The 25198-nt window shown below is 70.6% G+C and carries 25 protein-coding genes; 12 read left to right on the top strand and 13 right to left on the bottom strand.

Annotated features, from left to right (window positions below):
- The first annotated feature begins 124 nt into the window (after positions 1-124).
- On the top strand, positions 125-853 hold the full coding sequence (locus ACIBJH_RS34770) for a lysophospholipid acyltransferase family protein (protein ID WP_399120897.1): 729 nt from the start codon (positions 125-127) through the stop codon (positions 851-853).
- A 4-nt stretch (positions 854-857) separates the two neighbouring features.
- Here ACIBJH_RS34770 and ACIBJH_RS34765 read toward each other — a convergent pair whose 3' ends face one another.
- From ACIBJH_RS34765 to ACIBJH_RS34745, 5 genes are all read right to left on the bottom strand, one after another.
- The gene (locus ACIBJH_RS34765; RefSeq protein WP_399120896.1) at positions 858-1550 is read right to left on the bottom strand and encodes a B3/4 domain-containing protein; all 693 of its coding nucleotides are present in this window, start codon (positions 1548-1550) and stop codon (positions 858-860) included.
- A gap of 8 nt (positions 1551-1558) precedes the next feature.
- Complete coding sequence (locus ACIBJH_RS34760) at positions 1559-2131, bottom strand: transglutaminase domain-containing protein (RefSeq protein ID WP_399120895.1); 573 nt, start codon at positions 2129-2131, stop codon at positions 1559-1561.
- Positions 2132-2217: 86 nt separating this feature from the next.
- Complete coding sequence (locus tag ACIBJH_RS34755) at positions 2218-3288, bottom strand: threonine aldolase family protein (protein ID WP_399120894.1); 1071 nt, start codon at positions 3286-3288, stop codon at positions 2218-2220.
- On the bottom strand, positions 3285-4031 hold the full coding sequence (locus ACIBJH_RS34750; RefSeq protein ID WP_399120893.1) for an SDR family NAD(P)-dependent oxidoreductase: 747 nt from the start codon (positions 4029-4031) through the stop codon (positions 3285-3287). The genes ACIBJH_RS34755 and ACIBJH_RS34750 overlap by 4 nt, the downstream gene beginning before the upstream one ends.
- A 38-nt stretch (positions 4032-4069) precedes the next feature.
- Complete coding sequence (locus tag ACIBJH_RS34745) at positions 4070-5467, bottom strand: DUF6421 family protein (RefSeq protein ID WP_399120892.1); 1398 nt, start codon at positions 5465-5467, stop codon at positions 4070-4072.
- A gap of 403 nt (positions 5468-5870) precedes the next feature.
- Between ACIBJH_RS34745 and ACIBJH_RS34740 the strand changes: the two genes are divergently transcribed.
- Positions 5871-6554, top strand: coding sequence for a glycerophosphodiester phosphodiesterase family protein (locus ACIBJH_RS34740; RefSeq protein WP_201048328.1), 684 nt, complete (start codon positions 5871-5873; stop codon positions 6552-6554).
- Positions 6555-6557: 3 nt separating this feature from the next.
- On the opposite strand, the gene ACIBJH_RS34735 is transcribed toward ACIBJH_RS34740, so the two are convergent.
- Entirely contained in the window at positions 6558-7097 is a 540-nt protein-coding gene (locus ACIBJH_RS34735; protein WP_399120890.1) for a GNAT family N-acetyltransferase, read from the bottom strand.
- A 75-nt stretch (positions 7098-7172) separates the two neighbouring features.
- Between ACIBJH_RS34735 and ACIBJH_RS34730 the strand changes: the two genes are divergently transcribed.
- The 3 genes from ACIBJH_RS34730 (at position 7173) to ACIBJH_RS34720 (ending at position 9578) form a co-directional block, all read left to right on the top strand.
- Entirely contained in the window at positions 7173-7565 is a 393-nt protein-coding gene (locus ACIBJH_RS34730) for a VOC family protein (RefSeq protein WP_399120889.1), read from the top strand.
- A 96-nt stretch (positions 7566-7661) separates the two neighbouring features.
- Positions 7662-8417 carry a VOC family protein gene (locus ACIBJH_RS34725; RefSeq protein WP_399120888.1) on the top strand — a complete coding sequence of 252 codons (756 nt, stop codon included), beginning with the start codon at positions 7662-7664 and terminating at the stop codon, positions 8415-8417.
- Positions 8418-8510: 93 nt separating this feature from the next.
- Entirely contained in the window at positions 8511-9578 is a 1068-nt protein-coding gene (locus tag ACIBJH_RS34720) for an aldo/keto reductase (RefSeq protein ID WP_399120886.1), read from the top strand.
- Between the two features lie 7 nt (positions 9579-9585).
- Here the strand turns inward: ACIBJH_RS34720 and ACIBJH_RS34715 are convergent, their stop codons facing one another.
- The 3 genes from ACIBJH_RS34715 to ACIBJH_RS34705 all read right to left on the bottom strand — a co-directional run bounded on the left by ACIBJH_RS34715 (position 9586) and on the right by ACIBJH_RS34705 (position 14553).
- The gene (locus ACIBJH_RS34715) at positions 9586-12162 is read right to left on the bottom strand and encodes a cellulosome protein (protein WP_399120885.1); all 2577 of its coding nucleotides are present in this window, start codon (positions 12160-12162) and stop codon (positions 9586-9588) included.
- Positions 12163-12280: 118 nt separating this feature from the next.
- Positions 12281-12868 (bottom strand): MarR family winged helix-turn-helix transcriptional regulator, encoded by a 588-nt coding sequence (locus tag ACIBJH_RS34710; RefSeq protein ID WP_399120884.1) that lies wholly within the window; start codon positions 12866-12868, stop codon positions 12281-12283.
- Entirely contained in the window at positions 12865-14553 is a 1689-nt protein-coding gene (locus tag ACIBJH_RS34705) for an FUSC family protein (protein ID WP_399120883.1), read from the bottom strand. The genes ACIBJH_RS34710 and ACIBJH_RS34705 overlap by 4 nt, the downstream gene beginning before the upstream one ends.
- 184 nt (positions 14554-14737) lie before the next feature.
- Between ACIBJH_RS34705 and ACIBJH_RS34700 the strand changes: the two genes are divergently transcribed.
- The 4 genes from ACIBJH_RS34700 (at position 14738) to ACIBJH_RS34685 (ending at position 17747) form a co-directional block, all read left to right on the top strand.
- A complete protein-coding gene (locus ACIBJH_RS34700; protein WP_262062808.1) occupies positions 14738-15289 on the top strand; it encodes a DUF5134 domain-containing protein in 552 nt (183 codons plus the stop codon).
- A gap of 107 nt (positions 15290-15396) precedes the next feature.
- Positions 15397-16332, top strand: coding sequence for a M56 family metallopeptidase (locus tag ACIBJH_RS34695; protein ID WP_399120882.1), 936 nt, complete (start codon positions 15397-15399; stop codon positions 16330-16332).
- 49 nt (positions 16333-16381) lie between these two features.
- Positions 16382-17038, top strand: a complete 657-nt coding sequence (locus ACIBJH_RS34690; RefSeq protein WP_399120881.1) for a phosphatase PAP2 family protein — start codon at positions 16382-16384, stop codon at positions 17036-17038.
- 13 nt (positions 17039-17051) lie between these two features.
- A complete protein-coding gene (locus ACIBJH_RS34685; protein ID WP_399120880.1) occupies positions 17052-17747 on the top strand; it encodes an HAD family hydrolase in 696 nt (231 codons plus the stop codon).
- Between the two features lie 46 nt (positions 17748-17793).
- On the opposite strand, the gene ACIBJH_RS34680 is transcribed toward ACIBJH_RS34685, so the two are convergent.
- Positions 17794-18042 (bottom strand): DUF2630 family protein, encoded by a 249-nt coding sequence (locus ACIBJH_RS34680; protein WP_093630547.1) that lies wholly within the window; start codon positions 18040-18042, stop codon positions 17794-17796.
- A 261-nt stretch (positions 18043-18303) separates the two neighbouring features.
- On the opposite strand from ACIBJH_RS34680, the gene ACIBJH_RS34675 reads away from it, so the two are divergent.
- The gene (locus tag ACIBJH_RS34675) at positions 18304-18999 is read left to right on the top strand and encodes a TetR/AcrR family transcriptional regulator (protein ID WP_399120879.1); all 696 of its coding nucleotides are present in this window, start codon (positions 18304-18306) and stop codon (positions 18997-18999) included.
- 26 nt (positions 19000-19025) lie between these two features.
- On the opposite strand, the gene ACIBJH_RS34670 is transcribed toward ACIBJH_RS34675, so the two are convergent.
- On the bottom strand, positions 19026-19496 hold the full coding sequence (locus ACIBJH_RS34670; RefSeq protein WP_399120878.1) for a DUF6214 family protein: 471 nt from the start codon (positions 19494-19496) through the stop codon (positions 19026-19028).
- 233 nt (positions 19497-19729) lie between these two features.
- Between ACIBJH_RS34670 and ACIBJH_RS34665 the strand changes: the two genes are divergently transcribed.
- Both ACIBJH_RS34665 and ACIBJH_RS34660 read left to right on the top strand, forming a co-directional pair.
- Positions 19730-21076 carry an FAD-dependent oxidoreductase gene (locus ACIBJH_RS34665; protein ID WP_399120877.1) on the top strand — a complete coding sequence of 449 codons (1347 nt, stop codon included), beginning with the start codon at positions 19730-19732 and terminating at the stop codon, positions 21074-21076.
- A 126-nt stretch (positions 21077-21202) separates the two neighbouring features.
- Positions 21203-22552 carry a nucleobase:cation symporter-2 family protein gene (locus ACIBJH_RS34660; protein WP_399120876.1) on the top strand — a complete coding sequence of 450 codons (1350 nt, stop codon included), beginning with the start codon at positions 21203-21205 and terminating at the stop codon, positions 22550-22552.
- Here ACIBJH_RS34660 and ACIBJH_RS34655 read toward each other — a convergent pair.
- The gene (locus tag ACIBJH_RS34655; RefSeq protein ID WP_399120875.1) at positions 22549-23820 is read right to left on the bottom strand and encodes an SGNH/GDSL hydrolase family protein; all 1272 of its coding nucleotides are present in this window, start codon (positions 23818-23820) and stop codon (positions 22549-22551) included. The genes ACIBJH_RS34660 and ACIBJH_RS34655 overlap by 4 nt on opposite strands.
- Positions 23821-23856: 36 nt before the next feature.
- Positions 23857-25185, bottom strand: a complete 1329-nt coding sequence (locus ACIBJH_RS34650; RefSeq protein WP_399120874.1) for a PHB depolymerase family esterase — start codon at positions 25183-25185, stop codon at positions 23857-23859.
- Positions 25186-25198: the final 13 nt, after the last annotated feature.

Here is a 25198-nt window from a genome sequence, read left to right as displayed (position 1 = left end):
GGCACGAGGACTGGCCAGTCGTTCGTTCTTCGGGCACGATCTGCGCAATGCCGTAAACCTACGGCTGCGTAACTTTCCCGCCCGGAGAACCCCTTCCAGGCAGAGAGAAGGGTCCACCCCGTCCATGGCTGAGCTTGTCTACCGCCCCGTCGTCGGTCTCGCCCAAACGTTGTTCAAGGTCTGGGACCTCAAGATCGACCTCAAGGGATCGGAGAACATTCCGCGCTCGGGCGGCGCTGTGCTGGTCAGCAACCACATCAGCTACCTGGACTTCATCTTCGACGGCCTGGCCGCCCTGCCGCAGAAGCGCCTGGTGCGTTTCATGGCGAAGGAGTCGGTGTTCCGGCACAAGATCTCCGGTCCGCTGATGCGCGGCATGAAGCACATCCCGGTGGACCGCAAGCAGGGCGAGACCGCCTACCAGCACGCGCTGGAGTCGCTGCGGTCCGGTGAGATCGTCGGCGTCTTCCCCGAGGCGACGATCTCGCAGTCCTTCACCCTGAAGAGCTTCAAGTCCGGCGCCGCGCGCATGGCCCAGGAGGCCGGCGTCCCGCTGATCCCGATGGCCCTGTGGGGCACGCAGCGGCTGTGGACCAAGGGCCACCCGAAGAACTTCAAGCGCAGCCACACCCCGATCACCATCCGGGTCGGCGAGCCGGTGGAGGCCCCTCAGGACCAGTACGCGGGCGCGATCACCCGTCGGCTGCGCGAGCGCGTCCAGGAGCTGCTTGAGGTCGCGCAGCGCGCCTATCCGGTCCGCCCGAAGGGCCCGGACGACACCTGGTGGATGCCGGCCCATCTCGGCGGCACCGCACCCACCGCCGAAGAGGTCAAGGCGGCCGAGGCTCGCTGAATCGTCACGCCGGGGCGTGGACGGTGATCCGCGCCCCGGGGCTGAACTTCTCCAGCAGTTCGGCGAGTTCGGCGCCCGCGCGTTCCACCTCGGCCACGGGCATCGGCGCCAGGCTCTCCAACAGGAAGACGGCGGACGTCGATTCCTCCGTGAGCCTGGTGCGCGGCCCCTGTCGCCAGTTCCAACGGCGGCAGGTGACACCGACCGCGTCGGTCCACACCACCTCGCCCGCGTCCGGGTGTTCGACGACCTCCTCGCCGCCCGCGACGGTCACGAACTCCTCGTCCCCAGTGGCCCGTTGGAGGGTCATGCCGCCCTGGATGCGGTCGATGTCCTCACCGCCCACGGGGATCAAGTACGCGACGCTGATGGCGTTGTAGAGGTCGACCAGCACATTGATCCGGGGCAGCCCGGCGTCCGTGAGCGCCCTCTTGGCCAGCGCCTCCGCCGAGTTGCGGGTGCGCGACGGCTTCGACCCGAACGCCGTGTACACCTCGCGCCAGGCCGCCATGTGCGGGTCCTCGTGCGGGGCACGACCGTCCAGCCGTACGGCCAGTCGGCGGGCCGCGTCGTCGAGGAGCGCCGAACTCGCTTCGGTGCTGGGCCCGTTGACCAGTCCGTGCGCCTCGATCGCGACATGCGTGAAACCGGGCGCGAGGGTGCGGACTTCGTCGGTCACGGTCAGGGTGAGCGTCATGGGGTGCCTCAGAGTGCGGTCGGGAGTGCCTGCCACAGGTGCGGCCGGTCGGGGGCGGCCTTGAGAGCGCTCAGCACGACCGGGTGCGGTTCAGCGTACAGGACCGGGTAGTCCAGCTCACTGAACTCCGGATCGGGTACGAAGGCCAGCCGCTCGCCGTCGAGGGAGAACTGCGCGTCCACGCCCGGCTTGTTGCCGCGCGGATCCTGCCGGTGCCAGGCCCCGTTGAACCGCACGGCAATCAGCCCGTGCACCACGTCGAACTTCTGGTAGCACAAGGCCGTGGGGATGTCCTCGGCCCGCAGCAGCGCGGCCAGCGCGTGCGCCTTGGCGTAGCAGATGCCGGTGCCCTGCTCCAGGACGTCGGAGGCCCGCCAGGTGACGCGCGGATCACCGACGTCCTGCGAGTGGGCAATCTCGTCCCGCACGAAGTCGAAGGCCAGGCGTGCATAGCCATACGAGTCTGCAGCGCCCACGGCGAGACGCGCGGCCGTCTCCCGGACGAGGGGATGGTCGTGGTCGATGGCCTCGTCAGCTGCCAAGTAGGCGGACAGGTCGGGGGTGTTCTGGATCAGCTCCATGACTGGAGAGCATAGGAAAGCGATCACACGAGAGTCAATGACTTTTCAGGAGACCGCATACCTATGCAATATCTGCTCAAGCGTGACTAGCGCGCCATCTCCTCCTTGAGCGCCGCCACGAACGCGTCCACGTCGTCCTCGGTCGTGTCGAAGCCGCACATCCAGCGGACGTCACCGGCCGCCTCGTCCCAGAAGTAGAACCGGAAGCGCTCCTGAAGGCGCACGCTCACGTCGTGCGGGAGGCGGGCGAAGACACCGTTGGCCTGCACCGGGTAGAGGATCTCCACACCGTGCACCGCGCGGACGCCCTCGGCGAGGCGCTGGGCCATCTCGTTGGCGTGGCGGGCGTTGCGCAGCCACAGGTCCTTGGCGAGCAGCGCCTCCAACTGCACAGAGACGAAGCGCATCTTGGAGGCGAGCTGCATGGACAGCTTGCGCAGATGCTTCATGTGGCTGACGGCGTCCTGATTGATCACCACGACCGCCTCGCCGAAGATCGCGCCGTTCTTCGTCCCGCCCAGGGAGAGGATGTCGACGCCCACCGCGTTGGTGAACGTCCGCATGGGGACGTCCAGTGAGGCCGCCGCGTTGGCTATCCGGGAGCCGTCGAGGTGGACCTTCATGCCACGCGCGTGGGCGTGGTCGCAGATCGCGCGGATCTCGTCGGGCGTGTACAGGGTGCCGAGTTCGGTGCTCTGGGTGATCGAGACGACCTGCGGCATCGCGCGGTGCTCGTCGTCCCAGCCGTAGGCCTGCTTGTCGATCAGTTCGGGCGTGAGTTTGCCGTCGGGGGTGGGCACCGTGAGCAGCTTCAGCCCGCCCATGCGCTCGGGGGCGCCGCCCTCGTCGACGTTGATGTGGGCGCTCTCGGCGCAGATGACCGCGCCCCAGCGGTCGGTGACCGCCTGGAGCGCGACGACGTTGGCGCCGGTGCCGTTGAAGACCGGGAATGCCTCGGCCGTGGCGCCGAAGTGGCTGCGGATGATGCCCTGGAGGTTCTCGGTGTAGTCGTCCTCTCCGTAGGCGACCTGGTGGCCGCCGTTGGCGAGGGCGAGGGCGGCGAGCACCTCGGGGTGGGCGCCGGCGTAGTTGTCGCTGGCGAAGCCGCGGATCTCCGGGTCGTGGTGGCGCCGTGCGTCGGTCTTCGGAGGGTTCACGGCTTCTCGGTCAGCCACAGACGGTGTCCGTTCACTTCGGCGGCGGGCTTGTCCCAGACGCCGGCGATGGCCTCGGCGAGGTCCTTGACGTCGGTGAAACCCGCGAACTTCGCGTTGGGGCGTTCGGCGCGCATCGCGTCGTGCACCAGCGCCTTCACCACCATGATGGCGGCGGCGGAGGTGGGCCCGTCCGCACCCCCCGCCTTGCGGTAGCCGTCGGCCATCGCGAGGGTCCAGGCCTCGGCGGCGGCCTTGGAGGCGGAGTACGCGGCGTTGCCCGCCGTGGGCTTGCTGGCGCCCGCCGCACTGATCAGCAGGTACCGGCCGCGGTCGCTGCGCTCCAGGCTGTCGTAGAAGGCCAGGGAGGTGTGCTGGACGGTGCGGATGAGGAGCTTCTCCAGCAGGTCCCAGTCGGCGAGGTCGGTCTCGGTGAAGGTGGCGCTGCCGCGCCAGCCGCCGACGAGGTGGACCAGGCCGTCGACGCGGCCGAAGTCCTTCTCGATGTGCGCGGCCCAGTCGCGGGTGGCCTGCGGGTCGAGCAGGTCGACGGTGTCTCCTACGACGGTGGCGCCGCCGTGCGCGTAGCGGGCCGCGTCCACGGCCTCCGCCAGGCGTTCGGGATGCGCGTCCGAGCCGACGACGGTCGCGCCCGCCTCCGCCAGCCGCAGCAGCACGGCGTGGCCGGCCGGCCCGCCCGCTCCGGCCACCGCGATCACCGCGCCGTTGAGCGCCCCGTTCCCCATGGTCCTCGCCTCCTGAGCCACTTCGGTGCTGCGGCCGCTCACGCGGCGATCCGCTCGGCACTCTCCGCCGTGATGCCCCGGGTCGAGGCGATCACGTTCTTGAGCTTCTTGGAGAGGGCCTCATAGAACATGCTCAGCGGAAACTCGTCCGGAAGCACGTCATCCACGAGTTTCCGCGGCGGCTGGCTCAGGTCCAGGGCGTCGGGACCCTTGGCCCACTTGGAGCCCGGGTGCGGGGCGAGGTAGGTGGCGACCAGCTCGTAGGCCTTGAACCAGTGGACGAGCTTGGGGCGGTCGATGCCCGCGCGGTAGAGGTCCTCGATCTCGGCGCACAGCTGGTTGGTGACCTCGGGGGCGCGTCGCCAGTCGATGTGCAGCTTGTTGTCGGTCCAGCGGACGACGTCGTGCTGGTGGAGGTAGGCGAAGAGGAGCTGGCCGCCGAGTCCGTCGTAGTTGCGGACGCGCTCGCCGGTGACCGGGAAGCGGAACATGCGGTCGCAGAGGACCGCGTACTGCACGTCACGGGCCTGCGGGACGCCGTCGGCCTCCAGCTTCACGGCCTCCTTGAAGGCGGTGAGGTCGCAGCGCAGCTCTTCGAGGCCGTACATCCAGAACGGCTGGCGCTGCTTGATCATGAACGGGTCGAAGGGCAGGTCGCCGTGGCTGTGGGTGCGGTCGTGGACCATGTCCCACAGGACGAATGCCTCCTCGCAGCGCTTCTGGTCGTCGACCATCGTGGCGATGTCCTCGGGCAGTCGCATGCCGAGAATCTCCACGGCGGCCTCGGTGACCCGGCGGAAGCGGGCGGCCTCGCGGTCGCAGAAGATGCCACCCCAGGAGAATCGTTCCGGCGCCTGGCGTACGGCGATGGTCTCCGGGAAGAGCACGGCCGAGTTGGTGTCGTAGCCGGTCGTGAAGTCCTCGAAGGTGATGCCGCAGAACAGCGGGTTGTCGTAGCGGGTCGCCTCCAGCTCGGCCAGCCAGTCGGGCCAGACCATGCGCAGGACGACCGCTTCGAGGTTGCGGTCCGGGTTGCCGTTCTGCGTGTACATCGGGAAGACGACCAGGTGCTGGAGTCCGTCCCGGCGGTTCGCGGCGGGCTGGAAGGCCAGCAGCGAGTCGAGGAAGTCGGGCACCTGGAAGCCGTCGGCGGCCCACTGCTCCAGGTCCCTGACCAGAGCGGCGTGATAACCGGCATCGTGCGGGAGCAGCGGGGAGAGCACCTCGACGGCACCCGTCACCCGGCGTACGGCGAACTCGGCCTCCGCGCGGTCCGGGGCGCCCTCGGCCGCGAAGTCGATCGACCCGTCCTTGGTCTGCCATGGCCGGATCCGCTCCACGGCATCCTTGAGCACGGGCCATGCCGGATGCTCCACCACCCTGGTCACGGGAGGAACCTGCTCCTCCGAACCCACCTGCACAAGAATTTCCGTCATGTCACTTCCTCCACGGGAGAACCCAGCGTATGGAAACCGTATACATATGTGGTTTCTCCCAGCAAGGGGACCTTCGGGAAATTATCCTGCCGACCCCTGCTCGTGACCGAACTTTTTCCTGCCGGAAACCGTGAAGGCCGCCGAAGAGCCATCGCGCGGCTACCCAGGGAGCGGGGCGTCGAAACCGGCCAGCGGTCAATCGCCCCGGGACTCGCCCACCCCGGGGTGACCGTCCCGACCGGTGCCGCGCAGGTCGGCCGCCGACGTCTCCGCGATCCTCCGTGTACGCGCGGGTCCAACGCCGGGCCCGGCCGTTAGGCTGCGGCTCTGCCGCGTGGACGCCGGTGTCCGGCCGCGCCCACGCGCGCGTGCCGAGCCGCCGTCGACGGAAGCGAGTTGAACCTTGAACTTCCTTACCATCGGTCACCGCGGAGTCATGGGTCTCGAACCCGAGAACACTCTCCGTTCCTTCGTCGCCGCCGAGCAGGGCGGCCTCGACGTCATCGAACTCGATCTGCACCTGAGCAGGGACGGCGCCCTCGTCGTCATGCACGACGCCGACGTGGACCGTACGACCGACGGGACCGGTCCGATCGCCGAACGGACCCTCGACGAGCTGCGCACCCTGGACGCGGGCCGCGGCGAGCGCGTACCCACCTTCGAGGAGGTGCTGGACGCGGTCCGGTCACCGCTCCAGGCCGAGATCAAGGACCTGGCGGCGGCACGGGCGCTGGCCGAGGTCATGCACCGGCGGGACCTGGTCGGACGGGTCGAGGTGTCCTCGTTCCACGACGAGGCGATCACCGAGATCGCCCGCCTGGTGCCCGGCGTCCGTACCGCGCTGATCGCGAGCCGCTTCGGCCCGGACGTGGTGGAGCGGGCCACCGAGGCCGGTGCCGAAACGGTCTGCCTCAACATCCGCAGGCTGACCCTGGAGGTCGTCGAGGCGGCCCGCAAGGCGGACCTGAAAATCATCGGCTGGGTGGTGAACACCCAGGACCAGCTGCGGCTCGTACGCGCCCTGGGCCTGGACGGCGCGACCACCGACTACCCGGAGATCAAACGCACGGGTCGCTTCACCGCGTGAGGACTACACCAGTTCCTTGACCAGCAGCTCGAACTGCAGGTCGTCGCGCTGCGGAATGCCGAACCGCTCGTCGCCGTACGGGAACGGGGTCATCCGGCCCGTACGGCGGTAGCCGCGGCGCTCGTACCAGGCGATGAGGTCGTTGCGTACGGAGATCACGGTCATGTGCATCTCCCCCACCCCCCAGCTCTCCTTGGCGGCGCGCTCGGCCTCCGCGATGATGACCTTGCCGAGGCCGCCGCCCTGGAGCTGCGGGCTGACCGCGAACATCCCGAAGTAGGCGTGGTCGCCCCGGTGTTCGAGCTGGCAGCAGGCGACGACCCGGCCGTCGCGTTCGACGACCAGCAGTCGGCTGTCGGGCGACTTGATGACCGTCAGCACACCCTCGGGATCGGTCCGCTGCCCTTCGAGGATGTCCGCCTCGGTGGTCCATCCGGCCCGGCTGTCGTCGCCCCGGTAGGCCGACTCGATCAGCACGACGAGGGCGTCCACGTCGGCGTCGGTGGCGTCGCGGAAGGTCAGTCCGGTGGCGGCGGTGTCCATGGTGCACAACTCCGATCAGAGGCGCGGCTCGGCAGTGACGAGAGTAACGCGGCCCGCACACTAGGCTCCGGCCGCATGGTGCACGTACTGAGCAGCCGTATTCTGCTGCGCCCCACCGATCCCGACCGCTCCCGCGCCTTCTACGGCGAGCAGCTCGGGCTGCCCGTCTACCGGGAGTTCGGCACGGGGGTGGAGCGCGGGACCGTCTACTTCCTCGGCGGCGGATTCCTGGAGGTCTCCGGACGCTCCGACACCCCGCCCTCGCCCGCCGTGCGGCTGTGGCTGCAGGTCGCGGACGCGGGGGCCGCGTACGAGGAGTTGCGGGCGAAGGGCGTCGAGATCGCACGGCCGCCGGTGAAGGAGCCCTGGGGGTTGGTGGAGATGTGGGTGGCGGACCCGGACGGGACACGGATCGTGCTGGTGGAGGTGCCGGCGGATCATCCGCTGCGGTACCGGCCGGGCATCTAGGCGTACGGCTCCCACGGCGGCCTTCCGTGTCGGTTGGCCGGGGTCGCGGCCCGGGCTTAGCGTGCTGGAAGGGGTACTTCCTGCGGAAGGAACACCATGAAGCTCGACAGGCCGGTGACCGGCGGGCCCTGTTGGGTCGAGCTGGGGACCAGTGACCTTGACGCGGCCAAGCGCTTCTACACGGACGTGCTCGGCTGGCGTCCGGAGACCGATCCCCGGCAGGAGGCGGGCGGTTACACGGTCGCGCACGTCGGGGAAGCGGCGGTCGCCGGTCTGACGCCCCTGTTCCAGGAGTCGCAGCCGGTGGCGTGGAACGTGTCGTTCGCGGTGACGGACGCCGACGCGACCGCGGAACGGGTGCGTACGGCCGGCGGGACGCTGCTGATGGAGCCGGCCGACGTGTTCGACATGGGGCGCTTCGCGGTCGCCGTGGACCCGGGCGGGGCCGTGTTCCAGATGTGGCAGGCGCGGACCTTCCCCGGCGCCGGACTGTTCAACTCACCCGGCGCGCTGGGCTGGGTGGAACTGCTGACGCGGGCGCCCGAGCGGGCCGAGACCTTCTACACGAGCGTGTTCGGCTGGACCGTCCGGCCCTCGGCCTACTACCCGCAGTGGGGCATCGACGGCGCCGACTTCGGCGGCCTGATGGCGATGGACGAGAAGTTCCCGCCGCAGGTCGCACCGCACTGGCTCCCGTACTTCGCGGTGACCGACGTCGGCACGGCCGCCGCCGCGACGACCGGCGCGGGCGGCGCGGTCCTCATGGAACCCCGAGCCGTCGGCGACGTACGGCACATCGCCGCGCTGCGGGATCCGCAGGGCGCGGTGTTCGGGGTGCACGCGGCGGACTGAGGCGAAGTCCGGCCCGCCGCGACCGGCCCTTGCCCTGAAGTGCGCTCCAGCTTCTAGCGTCGTCCGCACGACCTGCCTGAAGGGGAACCGATCGTGCGGTACACACTGTTCGGCAAGACCGGCCTGCGCGTGAGCGAGCTGAGCCTCGGCGCGATGGTCATGGGCGACGATCCCGCCCACGGCTCCGACAAGGAGACCACCGCCCGCCTTCTGAACGCCTACGCCGACGCGGGCGGCAACTTCGTCGACACGGCGAACATCTACACCGGCGGAGCGTCCGAGCGGATCCTCGGTGAACTGCTGGAAGGACGGCGCGAGTCGTTCGTGCTGGCCAGCAAGTACACGTGCGGGACCCGCGAGGGGGACGTCAACGCGGCGGGCAACCACCGCAAGAACCTGGTGCGGTCGGTGGAAGCGAGCCTGGAGCGGCTGCGCACGGACCGGCTCGACATCCTGTGGGTGCACGCCCGGGACAACTTCACCCCGGTCGACGAGGTGATGCGGGCGCTCGACGATCTCGTCCGGACCGGCAAGGTGCTGTACGTCGGTGTCTCGGACTGGCCCGCGTGGGAGATCGCGCAGGCCAACACCCTTGCGGAGCTGAGGGGTTGGACCGCGTTCGCCGGTTCGCAGCTGCGTTACAACCTGCTGGAGCGGACGCCGGAGCGTGAACTGCTGCCGCAGGCCCGGGCGTTCGGCCAGGCGGTGCTGGCGTGGGCGCCGCTCGCGGCCGGGAAGCTCACCGGCAAATACCGCCGGGGCGAGGCGGGCCGGCTCGACAGCTGGAGCGACCGGCCGAACCCGAGGGACGAGGACGTGATCACCGCCGTCCTGGAGATCGCCGAACAGGGCGGCTGGAGTCCGGCCCAGGTCGCCCTGGCCTGGCTGCTGGGCCGCCCCGGCACCGTCGTCCCCATCATCGCGGCCACCAAGGAGCACCAGCTCGCCGACAACCTCGGCAGCGTCGACATCCGCCTCGACGCCGACGCCGTCGCCCGGCTCGACACGGTGAGCGCGGTCGAACTCGGCTTCCCGCACGACTTCGTACGGGAGCCGGACGTCGTTCAGAACATCTACGGCGACCGCTGGGCCGACATCGACGACCGGCGCTCCGGCTCTCGCCGCACGGCAACCGAGGTCCTCCAGGCGCACGAGACCTGACACACCGTCAGGCCAGCCGCGTCACCGTCACCTGGTCGATCACCGGGGCGTACGCGGAGCGTTGACCGTACTGGTTCCTGGACTTGCCGTCGTGGTCGGGGAGTTCGTCGGCCGTGAAGGTGAGGGTGTTGGCGCCCTCGTCGAGGGTGACGGGGACGGTCAGGTCGTGGAAGTTGTTGAAGTGGAAGGTCGTGGGGAACAGGACGCGCCGCGGGGCGGCCCCGTTGACCGCGATGTCCGCGTGACGGCAGACCGGGTCCGGGTTGTAGTGGGTGGCGGGCGCCTGCTCGCCGTTGGAGTAGCGGATCGTGAGCGCGTACCGGCCGGCCCACTCCGCCGTCACGGTGAGGGCGAGGGCGTTCGCCGGTCCGGCACCGATGCCTTCGACCGCCTTGCCGCCGGTGGCGAACGTGTGGGCGCCGGTGACCCGGGCGCCGCCGGTCGTGACGCCCTCCTCGGCCGGGTACGTCGCGGTGGGCAGGAGACCGCGTGACGGCGCCGCCCGGAGGCGGTCCAGGACGAGGTCGTCGGACGTGGCGGTGATGGTGACCTTGTTGATGCCCGACACGAGCAAGAGAGAACGTGGGGATCGTTCAACAATCCCCACGTTCTCATCGTTGATCGTCAACTCGCCCTCCCCGGAGCCGATCCGGTCGACGATCACCGCCGCCTCCCCGCCGTCCGCCGCGTGCACCCAGAAAGTGGCGGTGCCACCCCGCGGCAGTACGGCGACACCGGGGCCGGAGGCTCCGCGGATCGCGTAGTCGACGCGGGCGCCACCCCCCAGGGCGGCGAACTCGGCGTCGTACACCGCGGACCCGCTCACCTCGTCGTCGCGGAGGGCGAGGTCGAGCTTGTCGACGACCGCGTCGCCCCGTGTGACACCGAGGTCGGCGTCCTTGGCGGCGAGGGTGATGGTGTGCGCGCCGGCGGTCAGCTCGACCTGGGTGTCGGTGTGCCCCCACACCGCCCACTTGTAGCCGAGCGGCAGCCGAAGTTCGCGCGGCCGGCGGCCGTCGACACGCAGGAAGACGTTCGTGGGCCCCTGCTCGCGCACCGCGTCGGCCAGGTTGTACGAGTTGGCGAAGACGCTCACGTCGTACGTCCCGTCCTGCGGGACCTCGACCGGGAAGGCGAGCACGCCGTCGGAGCCGGTGCGGAGTCCGCCCACGTGGTAGCCGGTCGAGGTGGCGAACTTGTCGACGTCGGACGGCGACCCCTCGGGCCCGTTCAGGGACCGGCCGCCACCGAGGTAGGTCGCGTCCTCGGCCTGGTACGTCCGCCGCCAGCCGACCGAGGGCGGCAGCGCCACGACCCCCTCGCCGCCCGGGGACAGGATCACCTGGTACGCCGACATCTCCTCCAGGTCCGTCAGACGCAGCGTCACCTTGCCGTCCACGACGAGGAGTTGACTGTCGCCGAGCCGCAACGGCTGTGCGGAGGAGCCGACTTGCCCCGTCCAGGGGATCTCCAGGAGCCGCGCGTGGACGGTCGTACCGAAGACCTCGGGGTCGATGTGCTCGAACACGACGTCCGCCGAACCGCCCGCGCCGCCGAGCAGCACCCGCGCCTGCCGCTTGTCCGGGTCGAGTGCGGCGACGCCCTGGAGGGTGTACTGCACGTTCGGGTGGGGCGCGGTGACCTGGACGGTGCGGCCCGTGAACTGGCCGTAGGCGTTGAACAGCCACCACTGTCCGTTGCCCTTGTTGGCCTCGACCGCCGAGTCGTTGAGGTTGCCGTCGATGTTCCAGTACGCCATGTCGGCGTCGACCTTGGACTCCTCGATCGCGGCGATCCACTGGATCATCTGCCCCGGGACGGACAAGTGGTAGTTGTGCGCGTACTCGTTGATGTTGACGGGGAGCGGACCGATGCCCAACTCCCGTTCCAGGGCACGGTACTTGGCGACGTTCGTGCGGATCTCCTCCGGCGAGGACAGCTCGTGCCAGGTGACGATGTCGGGGAGTACGCCCTCGGCCTCGGCGAACTCCAGGAAGTCCTTGACCTCGTCGTACAGTTCGCAGGTGTTGGGGCCGGCGATGCGGGCGTCGGGATCGAGGCCCTTGATGAGGCGGTAGATGTCCCGCCAGGCGGTGAAGTAGGCGCGCGGGTCGGTGCGCCAGGAGGTCCCGTCGTAGCTCCACTCCCCCGTGCCGAACATGTTGCCCTCGGGCTCGTTGAACGGGACGTACACGACATGGGACCTGTACTCGCCGAGCGCCAGCACCTGTTCGACGTGCCTGCGGACGCGCGCCGTGAAGTCGGCGAGGCGCTCGGGGCCGGTGGCGCCGGGCCATTCGTAGGGGAAGCCGCGGTAGATGTCGGTCAGGTAGACGTAGACGTCCTTGCCGCCCACCTCGACGAAGGGGCGCAGCATCTCCAGGGCGTCGGCGCCCGGGTGCTGCACGCCGTCCTGGGCCTTGGTGGAGACCGTACGGACGTACATGCCCTCGACGACGTTGCGGCTGGGGACACCGTCGCCGTAGAGGCCGTAGAGCGTGCCGCTCGCACCGCCGTGGAACGGGCCCGTGTCGGTGCCGAGGTCGATGGTGAGTGTCTCCGGGGTGGAGGCTTCGGCTGCCACGGCATCAATCCCTTGTTCGGCATGTCGTACGACAGTCGGCGTCCCGAACCGACCTGGTCGAACGTAGGGAGATCACGCGGCTCGCGTCAACGGTCCGCCGCCACTCACCTGCGGCGGCTCAGACGCGCAGCACGCCCAGCCGGCCTTCCAGCTGGACCAGCAACTCGCCGAGCAGCGTGGCGAGTTCGCCCTGCCCTGGCGTGTCGAGACCGGCGAGCACGGTGGTCTCGTAGGCGAGCTGCTCGGGCAGGATCGCGTCGACCAGCTCGCGGCCGGTGTCCGTCAGGCGGACATGCGCGACACGGCGGTCGCGGGTGTCGCCACGGCGCTCGACCAGTCCGCGTTCGGTGAGCTGCTTGAGGCGCTTGGTCACGGCGGCCCCCGAGGAGAAGGTCTCCCGGGTCAGCTCGCTCGGCGTCAGCTCGTGTCCGGTACGGCGGAGCGCGCCGAGCAGGTCGAACTCCGGGCGGCTGAGCCCGGCGCGGCGCAGCGGCGCGTCCTCGGCCTGCTGGAGCAGGGCGGCACACCGGTTGATGCGGCCGATGATCTCCATCGGCCCGGTGTCGAGATCGGGGTGCACGGCCTGCCACTGCCCGACGACGGCGGCGACGGTGTCATGGCGGGGCGCGCTCGGCGAGGGGTCGTGCCGGGCCGTATCCGGAGAGGCACCGTTTCCGTCCGTCGGCCGTCCGTTCATTGACGTCATCCCCGTACGCCCTCCGTCTTCCTGCCCGTGCGCCGATCCGCGGTCGGCCGGGAGTGCGGCCCCCGGCGTCGTACCGTCGCGGCGAGCGTACGGTGTCCGGACTGCTCGGCGAGCACGACCCGCTCCTGGGGCAGGGCGCGCTGCCACCACTCGCCGGACGCGGCGTCGACGGTGGCACGCAGTTCGACCAGCGCCGCGGCGAGCGCGCGATGCGCGGAATCCAGGGCTCCGGGCGCGGGAACGGGCTCGCACAAGAGGCGCGCGGCCCGCCCGCGCGCCCCCTCGACTGCGGTGAGCGCCTCCTCGATACGGTCCGTCGCGCGCCGGTTGGTGACGACGGCCGCGGCCACGAGGCCGACCAGAGCGCCGACGAGGGTGTCCACGACCCGCTCGGTGATCAGTTCCCCGGGCTGCTGGGTCCGGGCGAACTCGGTGATGAGCAGCGCCATCGGGGTCACACAGACGCTGCCGAGCCAGTAGTTGCGGCCGATCAGCGCCTCGGCGCCGAAGTTGAACGCGAGGCAGCACAGCACCAGGAGCGCCGGACGGCTGTGCGCGAGCGGTGCCACCCCGGCGAAGACGAGCACGCCCACGAGGTTGCCGACGACCCGCTGCACTCCCCGGCCCCAGGTGAGGGTGATGTTGGCCTGATAGAGGGAGGCGGCGGTGACGAGGGCCCAGTAGGGACGGCCGACACCGAGGGCCAGGGAGGCGTAACCGGCGAGGGCGCAGCCGATCGCCGTGCGCAGCACGAGGGGGGCGAGTGGTCCGAGCCTGGTCCACAACGGGCCTGCGGGGGCGGCGAGTTCGGCGTCCACACCGAGGAGTTCGGCTACGGCGTCCACCGGGCCGTCGTTCCCTGGGACCGGTCCCCCGCCGCGCAGTTCGCGGGCCCAGGTGCGCAGCGGCTCCGGGTCGGTGTCCGCGGGCGCGGCGAGGGCGACCTCGGCACGGACGACGAGACGTTCGAGGGCGCGGCGGGGCTCGGTGCGGACACCCGTGGCGAGCAGGGACTGCCAGGCCGCCTGGACGGCCGCTGCCGTGACGGCACGCGCGCGTGCGTGGTCGTCGCCGGTGCCGTGGGTGGCGGCGTACGCGGCGGCGGCATCCAGTGCCTGCGCCGTGGCACGCCGCTCGGGGCCGTAGGGCCGAACCAGGCCGGGTGCCATGCCGACGAGCCACGCCCAGACGCCCGCCAGGGCGGCGAGCGCGAGATGACCGGGGATCTGGGCGAGCGTCTGCGGCGCGAAGAGCGAGGCGGAGCTGATGAAGGTGAGGACGACGTTGCCGGGCGGGCCGATCCGGGTCGCGTCGCACAGGCCCTTCTGTACGGCGGCCAGGGCGGCGCCGACCGTGACCAGCACGACGGCGTTCGTGGTGAGGGAGGCGGTGACCAGTGCGACCGCGAGGCCGCCGATCATCCCGAGCACCACCCACACCAGAGCGCGGGCCCGGGCGGCGTAGGGCTTGTTGTGGGCGTAGAGCGCGCACAAGGAGCCGGCCATCGTGTACATCGCCAGGTCGAGGCGGCCCAGGGCGAGCAGGGTCAGGTTGGGCGGGGCGACCGAGGCGACCACGCTGAGCGCGGGCTTGAACCAGATGTCGGAGGGCCTGCCGAGGCGGAGCGCACCGGCGAGCGGAAGGCGTCGGACGCGCGGGGTGGGGGCGGGGGTCGCACTGCTCATGGAGAACAAGTTTAGCAGGTGTTTTACTCGTAAATTAGTTACGGGAGCGCGCCTCCGACCTGCCGCACTCCGCCGAGTGCTCCCCATGTACACCGTTGCGCTCGATTGCGCCCCGTGCGGCACGGGCAACCTGTGACCGATCATCCACGAAGAGTGAGAACCGGGGCCGAACGGGGGGATGCGCATGCACGGACCGGCTTCGCCGGGCTGGCTGCTGGTCGCGCTCTGCGCCGCGACCGGGGCCTACTGCCTGTTGCGGATGCGCAGCCCCGTCGAGGAACAGCGACGGGCCGCCGGCGGCGAGGCCCTCATGGGCTTCGGGATGGCCGCGATGGCCGTGCCCGCCGCGGTGTTCGCGCCCCCGTCGTGGGCCTGGCCCGGCTACGCGGCGGTGTTCGGCGCGGCGGCGCTGCGCGCCCTGTGGACCGCGCGCAGGAGCCCGCACCATGTGCACCATCTGCTGGGCACCGCCGCCATGGTCTACATGGCGCTCGTGATGGGCGCCTCCCCGGGTCACCACCATGAGCACGAGGGCTCCGGAGTCCCGCTCGTGACAGGCGTGTTGCTCCTCTACTTCGTGGGATACGTGCTGCTGTCGGGCATACGGCTGGTGCCCGTCACCGGCGCGGCCGTCGGCGACGGCGGGAGTGTCGGGTGGGGCGACCGGCCGGAGTTGGCCCGGGCGTGCCGGCTGTCGATGGGGATCGCCATGGTCGCGATGCTGCTCACGCTCTGAGGAGCCGGGCATCCAGGAATCCGGGGCACTGTACGAAATCGTGGTCTGCGTCACTTTGCCGTGACAAGCCGTACCCCTGATCACCGCGGCGCTCATAGGGTGCTTCCATGATGGTCCCCGCGGCACTGTTGCTGCTCGGCGCCTTGGCCGCCGTCGTCGCCCCACGGCTGCTCGCCCGGGCCGACTGGCCGGACCATGAGCCGGTGCTCGCGCTGTGGGTGTGGCAGTGCGTCGTGGCGGCCGTCCTCCTGTGCTGTGCCTTGTCGATGACGCTGAGCGCCGCCGCCGCTTGGCAGGCGGTGCGCGGCCACGTCTTCGCCAACGCCCCGCACGCCGTTCTGGACGCCTATCCCCTTATGACGAACGGTCCTTGGGCCGCGGCGACCGCGGTCGCCCTCGCGTGCGGCGGGGCGTGGACGGTGGCGATGCTGGTCCGTGAGGTCGTACGGGCCCGGTCGCGCCGTCGGCGGCGAAGGGCCGAACTCCTCGTGCGCGCACCGCTGTTGCCCGGCGAGGAGCCGGGTGCCGAGCCGCTGGTCGTGCTGGAGGGCGAGCGGCCGGACGCGTGGTGGATGTCCGGCCCCGCGCCCCAACTGGTCATCACGACAGCCGCGTTGCGTCGGCTCAAGGGGCGGCAGCTGGACTCCCTGCTCGCACATGAGCAGGGGCACGCGCAGGCCCGGCACGACTGGCTGCTGCACTGTTCGACCGCGCTGGCGACCGGGTTCCCGCAGGTTCCGGTGTTCGCCGCGTTCCGTGACGAGATGCACCGCCTGGTCGAACTCGCCGCCGACGACATGGCATCCCGCCGCTTCGGCCGCCTCACGACCGCGCTCGCACTCGTCGAACTCAACGAGGACCGTGGGGTGTTCGGGCCCTGCCCGACCCCGCACGCCCATGTCCCGCAGCGGGTGCACCGGTTGCTCACGCCCCAGGACCGGCTCACGCCGACCCGCCGCCTGGGACTGACCGCCACGGCTGCGCTGGTGCCGGTGATTCCGGTGCTGGTGGCGTTCGTGCCGGGGCTGCGGGCGCTCGGCTGAGGTCCACGCGGATCGGCAGGGAGTGGAATGGATCGGCGAGGATCGTTCCATGCACCGTCCGTCCCGCCCGAGTCGCCGGCACACCACCCTCGCCGCCCTGACCCTGTGCTCCGCGCTGCTCCTCACCCTGGTCGCGGTCGAGTGCCGTCCACTGATCGACCTCGACCGCCGGATCGCCGTAACCACTCATCGCCGGGCGGTCGAGGACCACGGCGTGACGCAGCTGTGCCGCGTCCTGACGGACTGGGTCTGGGACCCCCTCACCCTCCGCCTTGTATGTGCGGCCACCATGGTGTGGCTGGTGTGGCGGCGCTCCGCATGGTGGACGGCACTGTGGCTGGCGGCCACATGCGCGTTCGGCACACTGTTGCAGCAGGCCCTGAAGGCACTGGTCGGCCGACCCCGCCCGGTGTGGCCGGACCCCGTCGACTCCGCGCACTACGCGGCCTTCCCCTCGGGTCACGCCATGACCGCCACGGTGGTCTGCGGCCTCCTCCTGTGGCTGCTCCACCATCACGGCGCCGGACGTGTTGTGTGGCGTACGGCCATGGCTCTCGCCGTGATCTGCGTGGTGGGTGTGGGACTGACCCGTGTGTGGCTGGGTGTGCACTGGCCGTCGGACGTGTTGGGCGGCTGGGTTCTGGGAGCCCTCGTGGTGGCGGTGGCCGTCGAGGTGTACGAGCGGCGGTGGGATGCGAAGGGCTGAGTAGGATCACCACATGACTGCCGTCCTCTTCGACTTCTCCGGAACCCTCTTCCGTGTCGAGTCCACCGAGTCCTGGCTGCGTGCCGTCCTGCGGGAGACCGGGATCGCGCTGCCCGAGCCGGAGTTGGCCGATGCGGCACGGGCGCTGGAGTCGGCGGGGGCGATGCCGGGTGGGGCGCAGCCGGAGCAACTGCCCGCGGAGTTCGCCGAGATGTGGGCGATCCGGGACCGGAGTGCGGAACTGCACCGGGCCGCGTACACCGGCGTCTCCCGCCAAGTCCCGCTCCCCGACCCGGCGTTGTACGACGCGCTGTACGACCGGCACATGACGCCGGCCGCCTGGACGCCGTACCCGGACGCGGAATTCGTGCTGCGGACACTGCGCGAGCGTGGCATCGCCGTGGGCGTGGTGAGCAACATCGGCTGGGATCTGCGGCCGGTGTTCCGCGAGCACGGCCTCGACATCTACGTGGACGCGTATGCGCTGTCGTACGAGCACGGCGTTCAGAAGCCGGACCCGCGGTTGTTCGCGGTTGCCTGCGAGGCGCTCGGGGTCGACCCGAAGGACGTACTGATGGTCGGCGACGAGCGACGTTCGGACGGCGGGGCGGCTGCCCTGGGCTGCGGGGTGCACTTCGTGGACCACCGCCCGGTGGCCGAACGGCCGGACGCGCTGCGCCCCGTGCTCGACCTGGTCGGTCAGCGCTGAGCCGGGGTCGGCTCCAGAAGTCCAGGAGCCGACCCAGCCCGCCGAGTCACCCCTGATACCCCTCCACCTCGGACTCCGGGCGCACCCGCGCCTCGTCCGGGTTCTCGCCGAACTCCACCTTGGCGCGGCGCTGCCTCAACAGGTCCCAGCACTGGTCGAGTTCGCGTTCCAGCTGGCCGAGGCGCTGGTGCTCCGTGGTGCTGTCGATCGCGCCGGAGGCGAGGGCCTCCCGGAGCTTGCGCTCGTCGTCGACCATCTCGTTGATCCGCGCGAAAATCTGCTGGTCCTGGTCCATGCCCGTGCGCCTCCTCGGCTCGTCACCCGTGCCCACTCTAGGGACGGATCACGTGCCGTGCGACAGATGTGCGAGAAGGCGGCGCCGGACGCCGGGTCAAAGGTAGCCCGAGGTAACCATTGGGGTGAAAAGGAGCCGCCCGCCTGAGACGATCCCCCGCGTCGCCCCAGACGGACGGCAGCATTCGACGGGCCCTCGCGACGGGGGCCCGAACGTCCTGAGTATAGTTGGCTGATAGCCAGTCAACGCAGGAGTTACAGCATGTCCCCGCGAAGCGCCTCGGTCAATGAAGAGTTGCGACGGCGTTCCCGGGAGCGGCTTCTGCAGGCGGCGGTCGAGCTGGTCGGTGAGCGCGGTTTCGAGGCCACGACCTTGGGTGACATCGCGGACCGGGCCGGCTCGGCGCGCGGACTGGTGTCGTACTACTTCCCCGGAAAACGCCAGCTCGTGCAGTCCGCCGTGCACCGGCTGATGCACCGGACGCTGGAAGAAGCGCTGGAGCGCGAGCCGCGCACCACCGACGAGCGGGAGCGCATGGCGCGGGCCGTCGACGCGATCCTGGGCCTCGCGCACGACCGGCCCGTGCTGATGCGCCAGCACATGGCGGGGCTGCTCCAGGGTGAGGGCTTCGTGCAGTGCCCGGAGCAGCGGCGCCTGGCCGAACTGCTCGGGGAGACGATCGCCCGGTACAAGTCGGGGAACGACCCGTCCGACTACCCGATGCTGCGGGCCCTCCTCATGGGCGCGGTCTACGCGGCACTCGTGCCCGGGGTACCGATGCCGATCCCGGTGCTGCGCACCGAGCTGTTCGAACGGTACGGGCTCGATTGGGAGTTGGGGGTCCCACCCGAGACCGGCAGCACACCGAGTGCGGCAGCGGACACGGACCTTTCACGGTTCTTCGCGACGGACGACCGGTCGCCGGACGAGCATCCCGCGGAGCCCACCGACGCATAGCCCGGCCGCCGCCCCGACTCACCGGTTCAGCGCCTCGCATGACGAGGCGTCAGATAGCCCGCGTCGCGCGCCTGGGAGATGAGCCGGAGAGAACGGCGCCGACTGTGTCCGGTCGCGCACATCACCGCGAGGACGGGATCGACGCCCTCCTCCTGCGCGGCGCGGTACTCCTGGGCGACCAGCCATCGCCCCTCGATGCCACGCGGCCAGGGCGGCCGGGCCCGGCGCGCTCCACCCGACTCCGCCCCCTCCTCCCCCTCGTACACGTGCCCCGATTCCAAGCCGCACGCCTCGAAGAGCGGTCCCTCGATCCAGTCGGCCAGCACCGTCAAGTCGTCGAGGGACAGAGCCGGTTGGGCCCGTACGTCCTCGACGGAGAGGCCCTGGTCGGAGACCACGGCGAGCGCGTCGACCCGGGCGCCGTCGGTGAAGGCCAGCCGGACGTGGAACCACGCGGTGGCTCCGTCGTGCTCCTGCACTTCCCACGCGGGCCACACGGAGACCGCGCCGTCCTCCGGGCAGCGATCGGAAAGATTAACAAAGGATGCTTCTAGCACACACGCAACGTAACCGCATGATCACATTCCATACGAACGGACACGCGCGCCCCCATCCCGGACGGGTACGCACGGCACCCTGTCAGCGGAGCCGCGGTGGTGGGACCCTGGAGTTGCCAGCGGTCTGACGATTCAGCGATCTCCTGTGTGCCTGACGGGTGAGGAGTTCCGCCGTGCTGCGTATCGCCGTGGTCGGTTCCGGGCCGAGCGGGGTCTACACCGCCCAGAGCCTGGTCCAGCGGGAGCCCGGGGTGCTGGTCGACGTCCTGGACCGGCTCCCGTGCCCGTACGGCCTGGTGCGCTACGGCGTGGCGCCGGACCACGAGAAGATCAAGTCCCTGCAGAACAATCTGCGGACGGTGCTGGAGCACGAGCGGGTGCGGTTCCTAGGCGAGGTGCAGGTGGGACCCGGTGGGCTGTCGGCCGCGCGGCTGCGGGAGCTGTACGACGCGGTCGTGTACTGCGTGGGTGCGGCCACCGACCGCCATCTGGGGATTCCCGGCGAGGAGCTGCCGGGCAGCTGGTCGGCGACCGAGTTCGTGTCCTGGTACAGCGCCCACCCGGACTCCACGGCCGACGGATTCGTGCTCGGCGCGCGCTCGGCCGTCGTCATCGGCGTGGGCAATGTCGCGGTGGACGTCACACGGCTGCTGGCGCGCGGCACGGCCGAGCTGAGCCGCACCGACATCCCGCAGGCGGCGCTCACCGCGCTGGCCGCGAGCGGCGTGACGGACATCCACATGGTGGGCCGGCGCGGCCCTTCGCAGGCCCGCTTCACCACCAAGGAACTGCGCGAACTGGGCGGCCTCCCGGACACCGAAGTGACCGTCGAACCGGCCGAGTTGGCGCTCGACCCGGACTGTCTGGACCCCTCCGCCCTGCCCGCCGCGCAACGCCGCAACGTGGAGACGCTGCGCGCCTGGGCGGCCCTGCCACCCTCGGGCGCCGCCCGCCGTATCCACCTCCGCTTCTTCCTTCGTCCCGTCGAACTCCTCGCCGGCGCAGGGCGGGTGGGCGCGGCGCGCTTCGAACGGACCGCGCCGGACGGGCACGGCGCAGTGCGCGGCACGGGCCAACTGGAGGACATCGAGGCGCAGTTGGTGCTGCGTTCGGTGGGATATCGCGGGGTGCCGCTGGACGGGCTGCCGTTCGACGCCGAGTTCGGCATCGTGCCGCACCGGGCGGGCCGCGTCCTGCGCGAGGGAGTGCCCGTACCCCGCGAGTACGTGGCCGGCTGGATCAAGCGGGGCCCGACCGGCGTCATCGGCACCAACCGCCCGGACGCCAAGGAGACGGTGACGTCCCTGCTGGAGGACGCCGCCACGCTCGTACGACATGAAGCGTCCGAAGACCCGCTCACCGTGCTGCGGGCCGAAGGGATCGAGCCGGTCGAGTGGGCCGGGTGGGAGGCCATCGAGCGGGCCGAGGCCGAGCTGGGGGCCTCGCTCGGGCGCGGCGGTGTGGTCAAACTGCCCGGCTGGGAGGCCCTTCGGGAGGCGGTTCGTGCGTCGCGCGCATAACGGATGGGCATGACACACGGCGGCAACACCTCAGAAATCAACAAACTGTTCAAGGCGCTTACGGTCTCGTGCTGTCCACAAGTTTCTCCCCCCATCCCCCTCCCCCTCCGCCGCTCAGGAGTGCCCATGGCAACGACCACACCCGTGCATCCCGTCGACGAGGTCCCACCCGTACGGCAGTTGGCCGCCTTCGGGCTGCAGCATGTGCTCGCGATGTACGCGGGCGCGGTGGCGGTTCCGCTGATCGTCGGTGGGGCGATGAAGCTGTCGGCCGCCGATCTGGCGTATCTGATCACCGCCGACCTGCTGGTGTGCGGGATCGCGACGCTCATCCAGTGCATCGGCTTCTGGCGGTTCGGGGTGCGGCTGCCGATCATGCAGGGCTGTACGTTCGCGGCCGTGTCGCCGATGGTGTTGATCGGTACGACGGGCGGCGGACTGCCCGCGATCTACGGCTCCGTGATCGTCGCGGGGCTCGCCATCGCGCTCCTGGCACCGGTGTTCGGCAAGCTGCTGCGCTTCTTCCCGCCGCTCGTGACCGGCACGGTGATCCTGATCATCGGTCTGTCGCTGCTGCCCGCGGCGGGCAACTGGGCGGCGGGCGGCCAGGGTTCGAAGGACTTCGGTGAGCCGAAGAACCTGGCGCTCGCGGCTTTCGTGCTCGTGGTCGTGCTGGGTGTGCAGCGGTTCGCGCCCGCGTTCCTCAGCCGGATCGCGGTGCTGATCGGCATGGCCGTGGGGCTGGTGGCCGCGGTGGTGTTCGGGTTCACGGACTTCAGCGGGGTCGGGGACGCCGACTGGGTCGGCATCAGCACGCCTTTCCACTTCGGTACGCCCACCTTCCACGCCTCGGCGATCGTGTCGATGCTGGTGGTGGCGCTGGTGACGATGACGGAGACGACCGGTGACCTGATCGCCGTCGGCGAGATGACCGACCGGAAGATCGAGCCGCGCTCCCTCGCGGACGGCCTGCGCGCCGACGGCCTGTCCACCGTCCTCGGCGGTGTCTTCAACACCTTCCCGTACACGGCGTACGCCCAGAACGTCGGCCTCGTCGGCATGACCCGGGTCCGCAGCCGCTGGGTCGTCGCCGTCGCCGGCGGCATCCTCGTGGTTCTCGGTCTGCTCCCCAAGCTGGGCGCGGTAGTTGCCGCGATACCGGCACCGGTGCTCGGCGGCGCGGGTCTGGTCATGTTCGGCACGGTCGCCGCGAGCGGCATCCGCACCCTGACCCAGGTCGATTTCAAGGACAACCACAACCTCACCGTCGTCGCTGTCTCGGTGGCCGTGGGCATGCTGCCGGTCGGCGTGCCGACGGTGTACACGCAGTTCCCGGACTGGTTCCAGACGGTGATGAACAGCGGCATCAGCGCGGGCTGCCTGACGGCGATCGTGCTGAACCTGGTCTTCAACCACCTTCCGGTGAAGGGCAGTTCGGCCGCGGCCCCCGCCACCGCGAAGGAGCCGGTCGTCTAACGCAGCAGTCCGGTGGGGACCGTCGCGGCCAGGACGCCGTACCCCGCCGGATTGAGATGCAGCCAGTCGCCCACCTGGAGGGACTCCAACAGGCGGCGCGGATCGGCCGGATCGCGTACGGCACGGTCGAAGTCGAGGACCGCGTCGAAGTGGCCGCTCGTCCGGATCCAGGTGTTGACGGCCCGGCGGGAGAGCTCGCGTTCGCCCGCCGGGTCGTCGTAGGTGTTGCCGCCGAAGGGGAGCAGGGTCGCGCCGTAGACACGGATGCCCTGCGCGTGGGCGCGGACGACGATCTGGTCGTAGGCCGCCAACAGGTCCTCGGTGACCTGGTGTTGGGCGGCCGGGGTCGCGTCGGCGGTGCCGATGTCGTTGACGCCCTCGAAGACGATGAGGCGGGTGACCCCGCTGCGGGAGAGGACATCGCGGTCGAGGCGGGCCAGGACGTTGGGGCCGAGACCGTCGTTGAGGACCCGGTTTCCGCCCGCCGCCTGGTTCAGGATCGCTACGGCGGCGGTCGCGGGGTGGGCCCTGAGGCGGTCGTAGAGCTGGTCCGGCCAGCGGTCGTCGGCGTTGGTCGTGGAGCCGCGGCCGTCGGTGAGCGAGTCGCCCAGGATCGCCACGGCCGTGGTGGTGCGCGGGGCCAGCACCTCGACGTCGCTCAGCAGATACCAGTGGTCGACCGGGGTCGCACCGGGCAGGTCCTCGTCCCGTGTGTGGTCCCCGAGTTGGAGATACGACGTCGTGCGCGAGCCCGGGTGCGAGGTGAGCGCGAGCGAGGGCTGGCCCGTCGCCAGGTAGGTCGTCACGGTCAGGACGGATGCTGCGGGCAGCTCCAAGTCCAGGGGATCCGAGACCAGTTGGGCACCGACCGGCACGGTCGCCGAGCCGCGCCCGGCGAACGTCACCGGCCTGCCGCTGCCGGGCACGATCGCGCTCGCGCCCGCCCTGCCGTCCCGCGGGAGCGCCAGCGTCACCGCGGTGAGCGGCAGCGGGGTGTCGCCGTAGGCGTTGGAGAAGCGCAGGCGCAGGGTGCGGCCTCCGGTGGTGACGCGGAGCGTCTGCCTCAGGGTGGTGTCGACCAGGACCGACCTGGTCCCGGTGAACGGCGCGGGTGGCAGGTTGCCGGGCTCGGTGAGCTGGGGCATCGCCGTCCAGGTGTTCACCCAGTGCGAGCCGGGGCGGGTCGAACCGCCCCTGGCACGAACCGAGTTGGGGGCTGACAGCGCCGAGGTCGTGGCGACGATCGCGGTCCGTCTCGTGAGGTGCACGGAATCCACCTTCCTCGAAAAGGAGTGGGGTGCGGGTCAACCGACCGTGCAGGCAGTCCCGTTGAGCGTGTAGGCGGTGGGTGCCGCGCTGTTGCCGGTGTGGTTCGCCTGGTAGCCGATGGTCACGCTCGCGTTCGGGGCGATCGTGCCGTCGTACGACACGTTGGTGGCCGTCACCGTGCCGGAGGCCGGTGTGTACGTGGCGCCCCAGCCGTTGGTGATGGTCTGGCCGGTGGGGAGGGTGAAGCCGAGCTGCCAGCCGTTCACCGTGCTCGTACCGGTGTTGGTGAGCGTCACGGAGGCGGTGAGGCCGGTGTTCCAGGCGCTGGTCGTGGCCGTCACCTTGCAGGGGCCGGTCGAGGGCGGGGGCGTGGTGCCGCCGCCGGAGAGGCCGAAGAAGGTGAGGACGCGGGCGCCCATGCCGTAGGTGTAGAGGTTGTGGGTGACGCCCTGGAGGCTGATCGCCTCCACGGGGGCCCGGTCACCGGTGGCGCCGTAGCGGGTGCGGGTCCAGCCGGTGGCCGGGGAGTCGGTGGTGGCGGGGGTCTGGCTGACGCCCTGCACGTTGGTCCACTGTTTGATCTCCTCGCCGAAGTTGGGGTAGCGCAGGGTGTCGTCGGCGGTGCCGTGCCAGAGCTGCATACGAGGGCGGGGGCCGGTGTAGCCGGGGTCGGCGCCGCGCACCAAGTCGCCCCACTGCTGCGGGGTTTGGACGACGGTGCCGTTGGCGCAGGCGGTGTTCCACTCGGAGCCGTCGGTGGTGGCGAAGCAGCCGAACGGCACGCCGGCGAAGGCGGCACCGGCCGCGAACACGTCGGGGTAGTCGCCGAGCAGGACGTTCGTCATCATCGCGCCGGAGGAGATGCCCAGGGCGTAGACGCGGCTCGGGTCGGCGGAGTATGTGCTCTTCACCCAGTCGACCATGGACTTGATGCCGACCGGGTCGCTGCCGCCGTCGTGGTGCAGCGCCTGGGGCGAGGAGACGTCGAAGCACTTGCTGGCCCGGGTGACCGACGGGTAGACGACGATGAAGCCCAACTGGTCGGCCAGCGAGGCGTATTCGGTGCCTGAGTACATCGCGGGGCCCGATCCCCCGCAGTAGTGCACGGCCACGACGACCGCCGGGTGGGCGGTGACGGCGGCCGGGACGTACACGTACATCTGCAGGTTGCTGGGGTTGGTGCCGAAGCCGGTGACCTCGGTGAGGGTCGCGGTGGGGACGGCCTCGGTGCGGGCGGCGGCCGGGGGTGCCAGGAGGGTCAGTGCCGCGAGCAACGGCATCAGCGCTCCGAAGAGGGCGACGAGTACCGAACGGGGCGGTTTTCCGGCGGACTTGAGGGTGTTCCAGGCGGCTGTGGGGCGCACGTCATCGTCCCTT

The organism is Streptomyces sp. NPDC050548 (assembly GCF_044457385.1).
Classification (GTDB): domain Bacteria; phylum Actinomycetota; class Actinomycetes; order Streptomycetales; family Streptomycetaceae; genus Streptomyces.
This window is presented reverse-complemented; position numbering and strand designations above follow the sequence as displayed.

Excerpts from the sequence above, each read along its gene's own strand:
- ACIBJH_RS34765 (WP_399120896.1), bottom strand. The coding sequence starts at position 1,550 with ATGACGCTCACCCTGACCGTGACCGACGAAGTCCGCACCCTCGCGCCC.
- ACIBJH_RS34675 (WP_399120879.1), top strand. The coding sequence starts at position 18,304 with ATGTCCCCGCGAAGCGCCTCGGTCAATGAAGAGTTGCGACGGCGTTCC.
- ACIBJH_RS34735 (WP_399120890.1), bottom strand. The coding sequence starts at position 7,097 with ATGGACACCGCCGCCACCGGACTGACCTTCCGCGACGCCACCGACGCC.
- ACIBJH_RS34700 (WP_262062808.1), top strand. The coding sequence starts at position 14,738 with ATGCACGGACCGGCTTCGCCGGGCTGGCTGCTGGTCGCGCTCTGCGCC.
- ACIBJH_RS34710 (WP_399120884.1), bottom strand. The coding sequence starts at position 12,868 with ATGACGTCAATGAACGGACGGCCGACGGACGGAAACGGTGCCTCTCCG.
- ACIBJH_RS34680 (WP_093630547.1), bottom strand. The coding sequence starts at position 18,042 with ATGGACCAGGACCAGCAGATTTTCGCGCGGATCAACGAGATGGTCGAC.
- ACIBJH_RS34730 (WP_399120889.1), top strand. The coding sequence starts at position 7,173 with ATGGTGCACGTACTGAGCAGCCGTATTCTGCTGCGCCCCACCGATCCC.
- ACIBJH_RS34690 (WP_399120881.1), top strand. The coding sequence starts at position 16,382 with ATGCACCGTCCGTCCCGCCCGAGTCGCCGGCACACCACCCTCGCCGCC.
- ACIBJH_RS34660 (WP_399120876.1), top strand. The coding sequence starts at position 21,203 with ATGGCAACGACCACACCCGTGCATCCCGTCGACGAGGTCCCACCCGTA.
- ACIBJH_RS34725 (WP_399120888.1), top strand. The coding sequence starts at position 7,662 with ATGAAGCTCGACAGGCCGGTGACCGGCGGGCCCTGTTGGGTCGAGCTG.
- ACIBJH_RS34750 (WP_399120893.1), bottom strand. The coding sequence starts at position 4,031 with ATGGGGAACGGGGCGCTCAACGGCGCGGTGATCGCGGTGGCCGGAGCG.
- ACIBJH_RS34695 (WP_399120882.1), top strand. The coding sequence starts at position 15,397 with ATGATGGTCCCCGCGGCACTGTTGCTGCTCGGCGCCTTGGCCGCCGTC.
- ACIBJH_RS34770 (WP_399120897.1), top strand. The coding sequence starts at position 125 with ATGGCTGAGCTTGTCTACCGCCCCGTCGTCGGTCTCGCCCAAACGTTG.
- ACIBJH_RS34745 (WP_399120892.1), bottom strand. The coding sequence starts at position 5,467 with ATGACGGAAATTCTTGTGCAGGTGGGTTCGGAGGAGCAGGTTCCTCCC.
- ACIBJH_RS34685 (WP_399120880.1), top strand. The coding sequence starts at position 17,052 with ATGACTGCCGTCCTCTTCGACTTCTCCGGAACCCTCTTCCGTGTCGAG.
- ACIBJH_RS34705 (WP_399120883.1), bottom strand. The coding sequence starts at position 14,553 with ATGAGCAGTGCGACCCCCGCCCCCACCCCGCGCGTCCGACGCCTTCCG.
- ACIBJH_RS34760 (WP_399120895.1), bottom strand. The coding sequence starts at position 2,131 with ATGGAGCTGATCCAGAACACCCCCGACCTGTCCGCCTACTTGGCAGCT.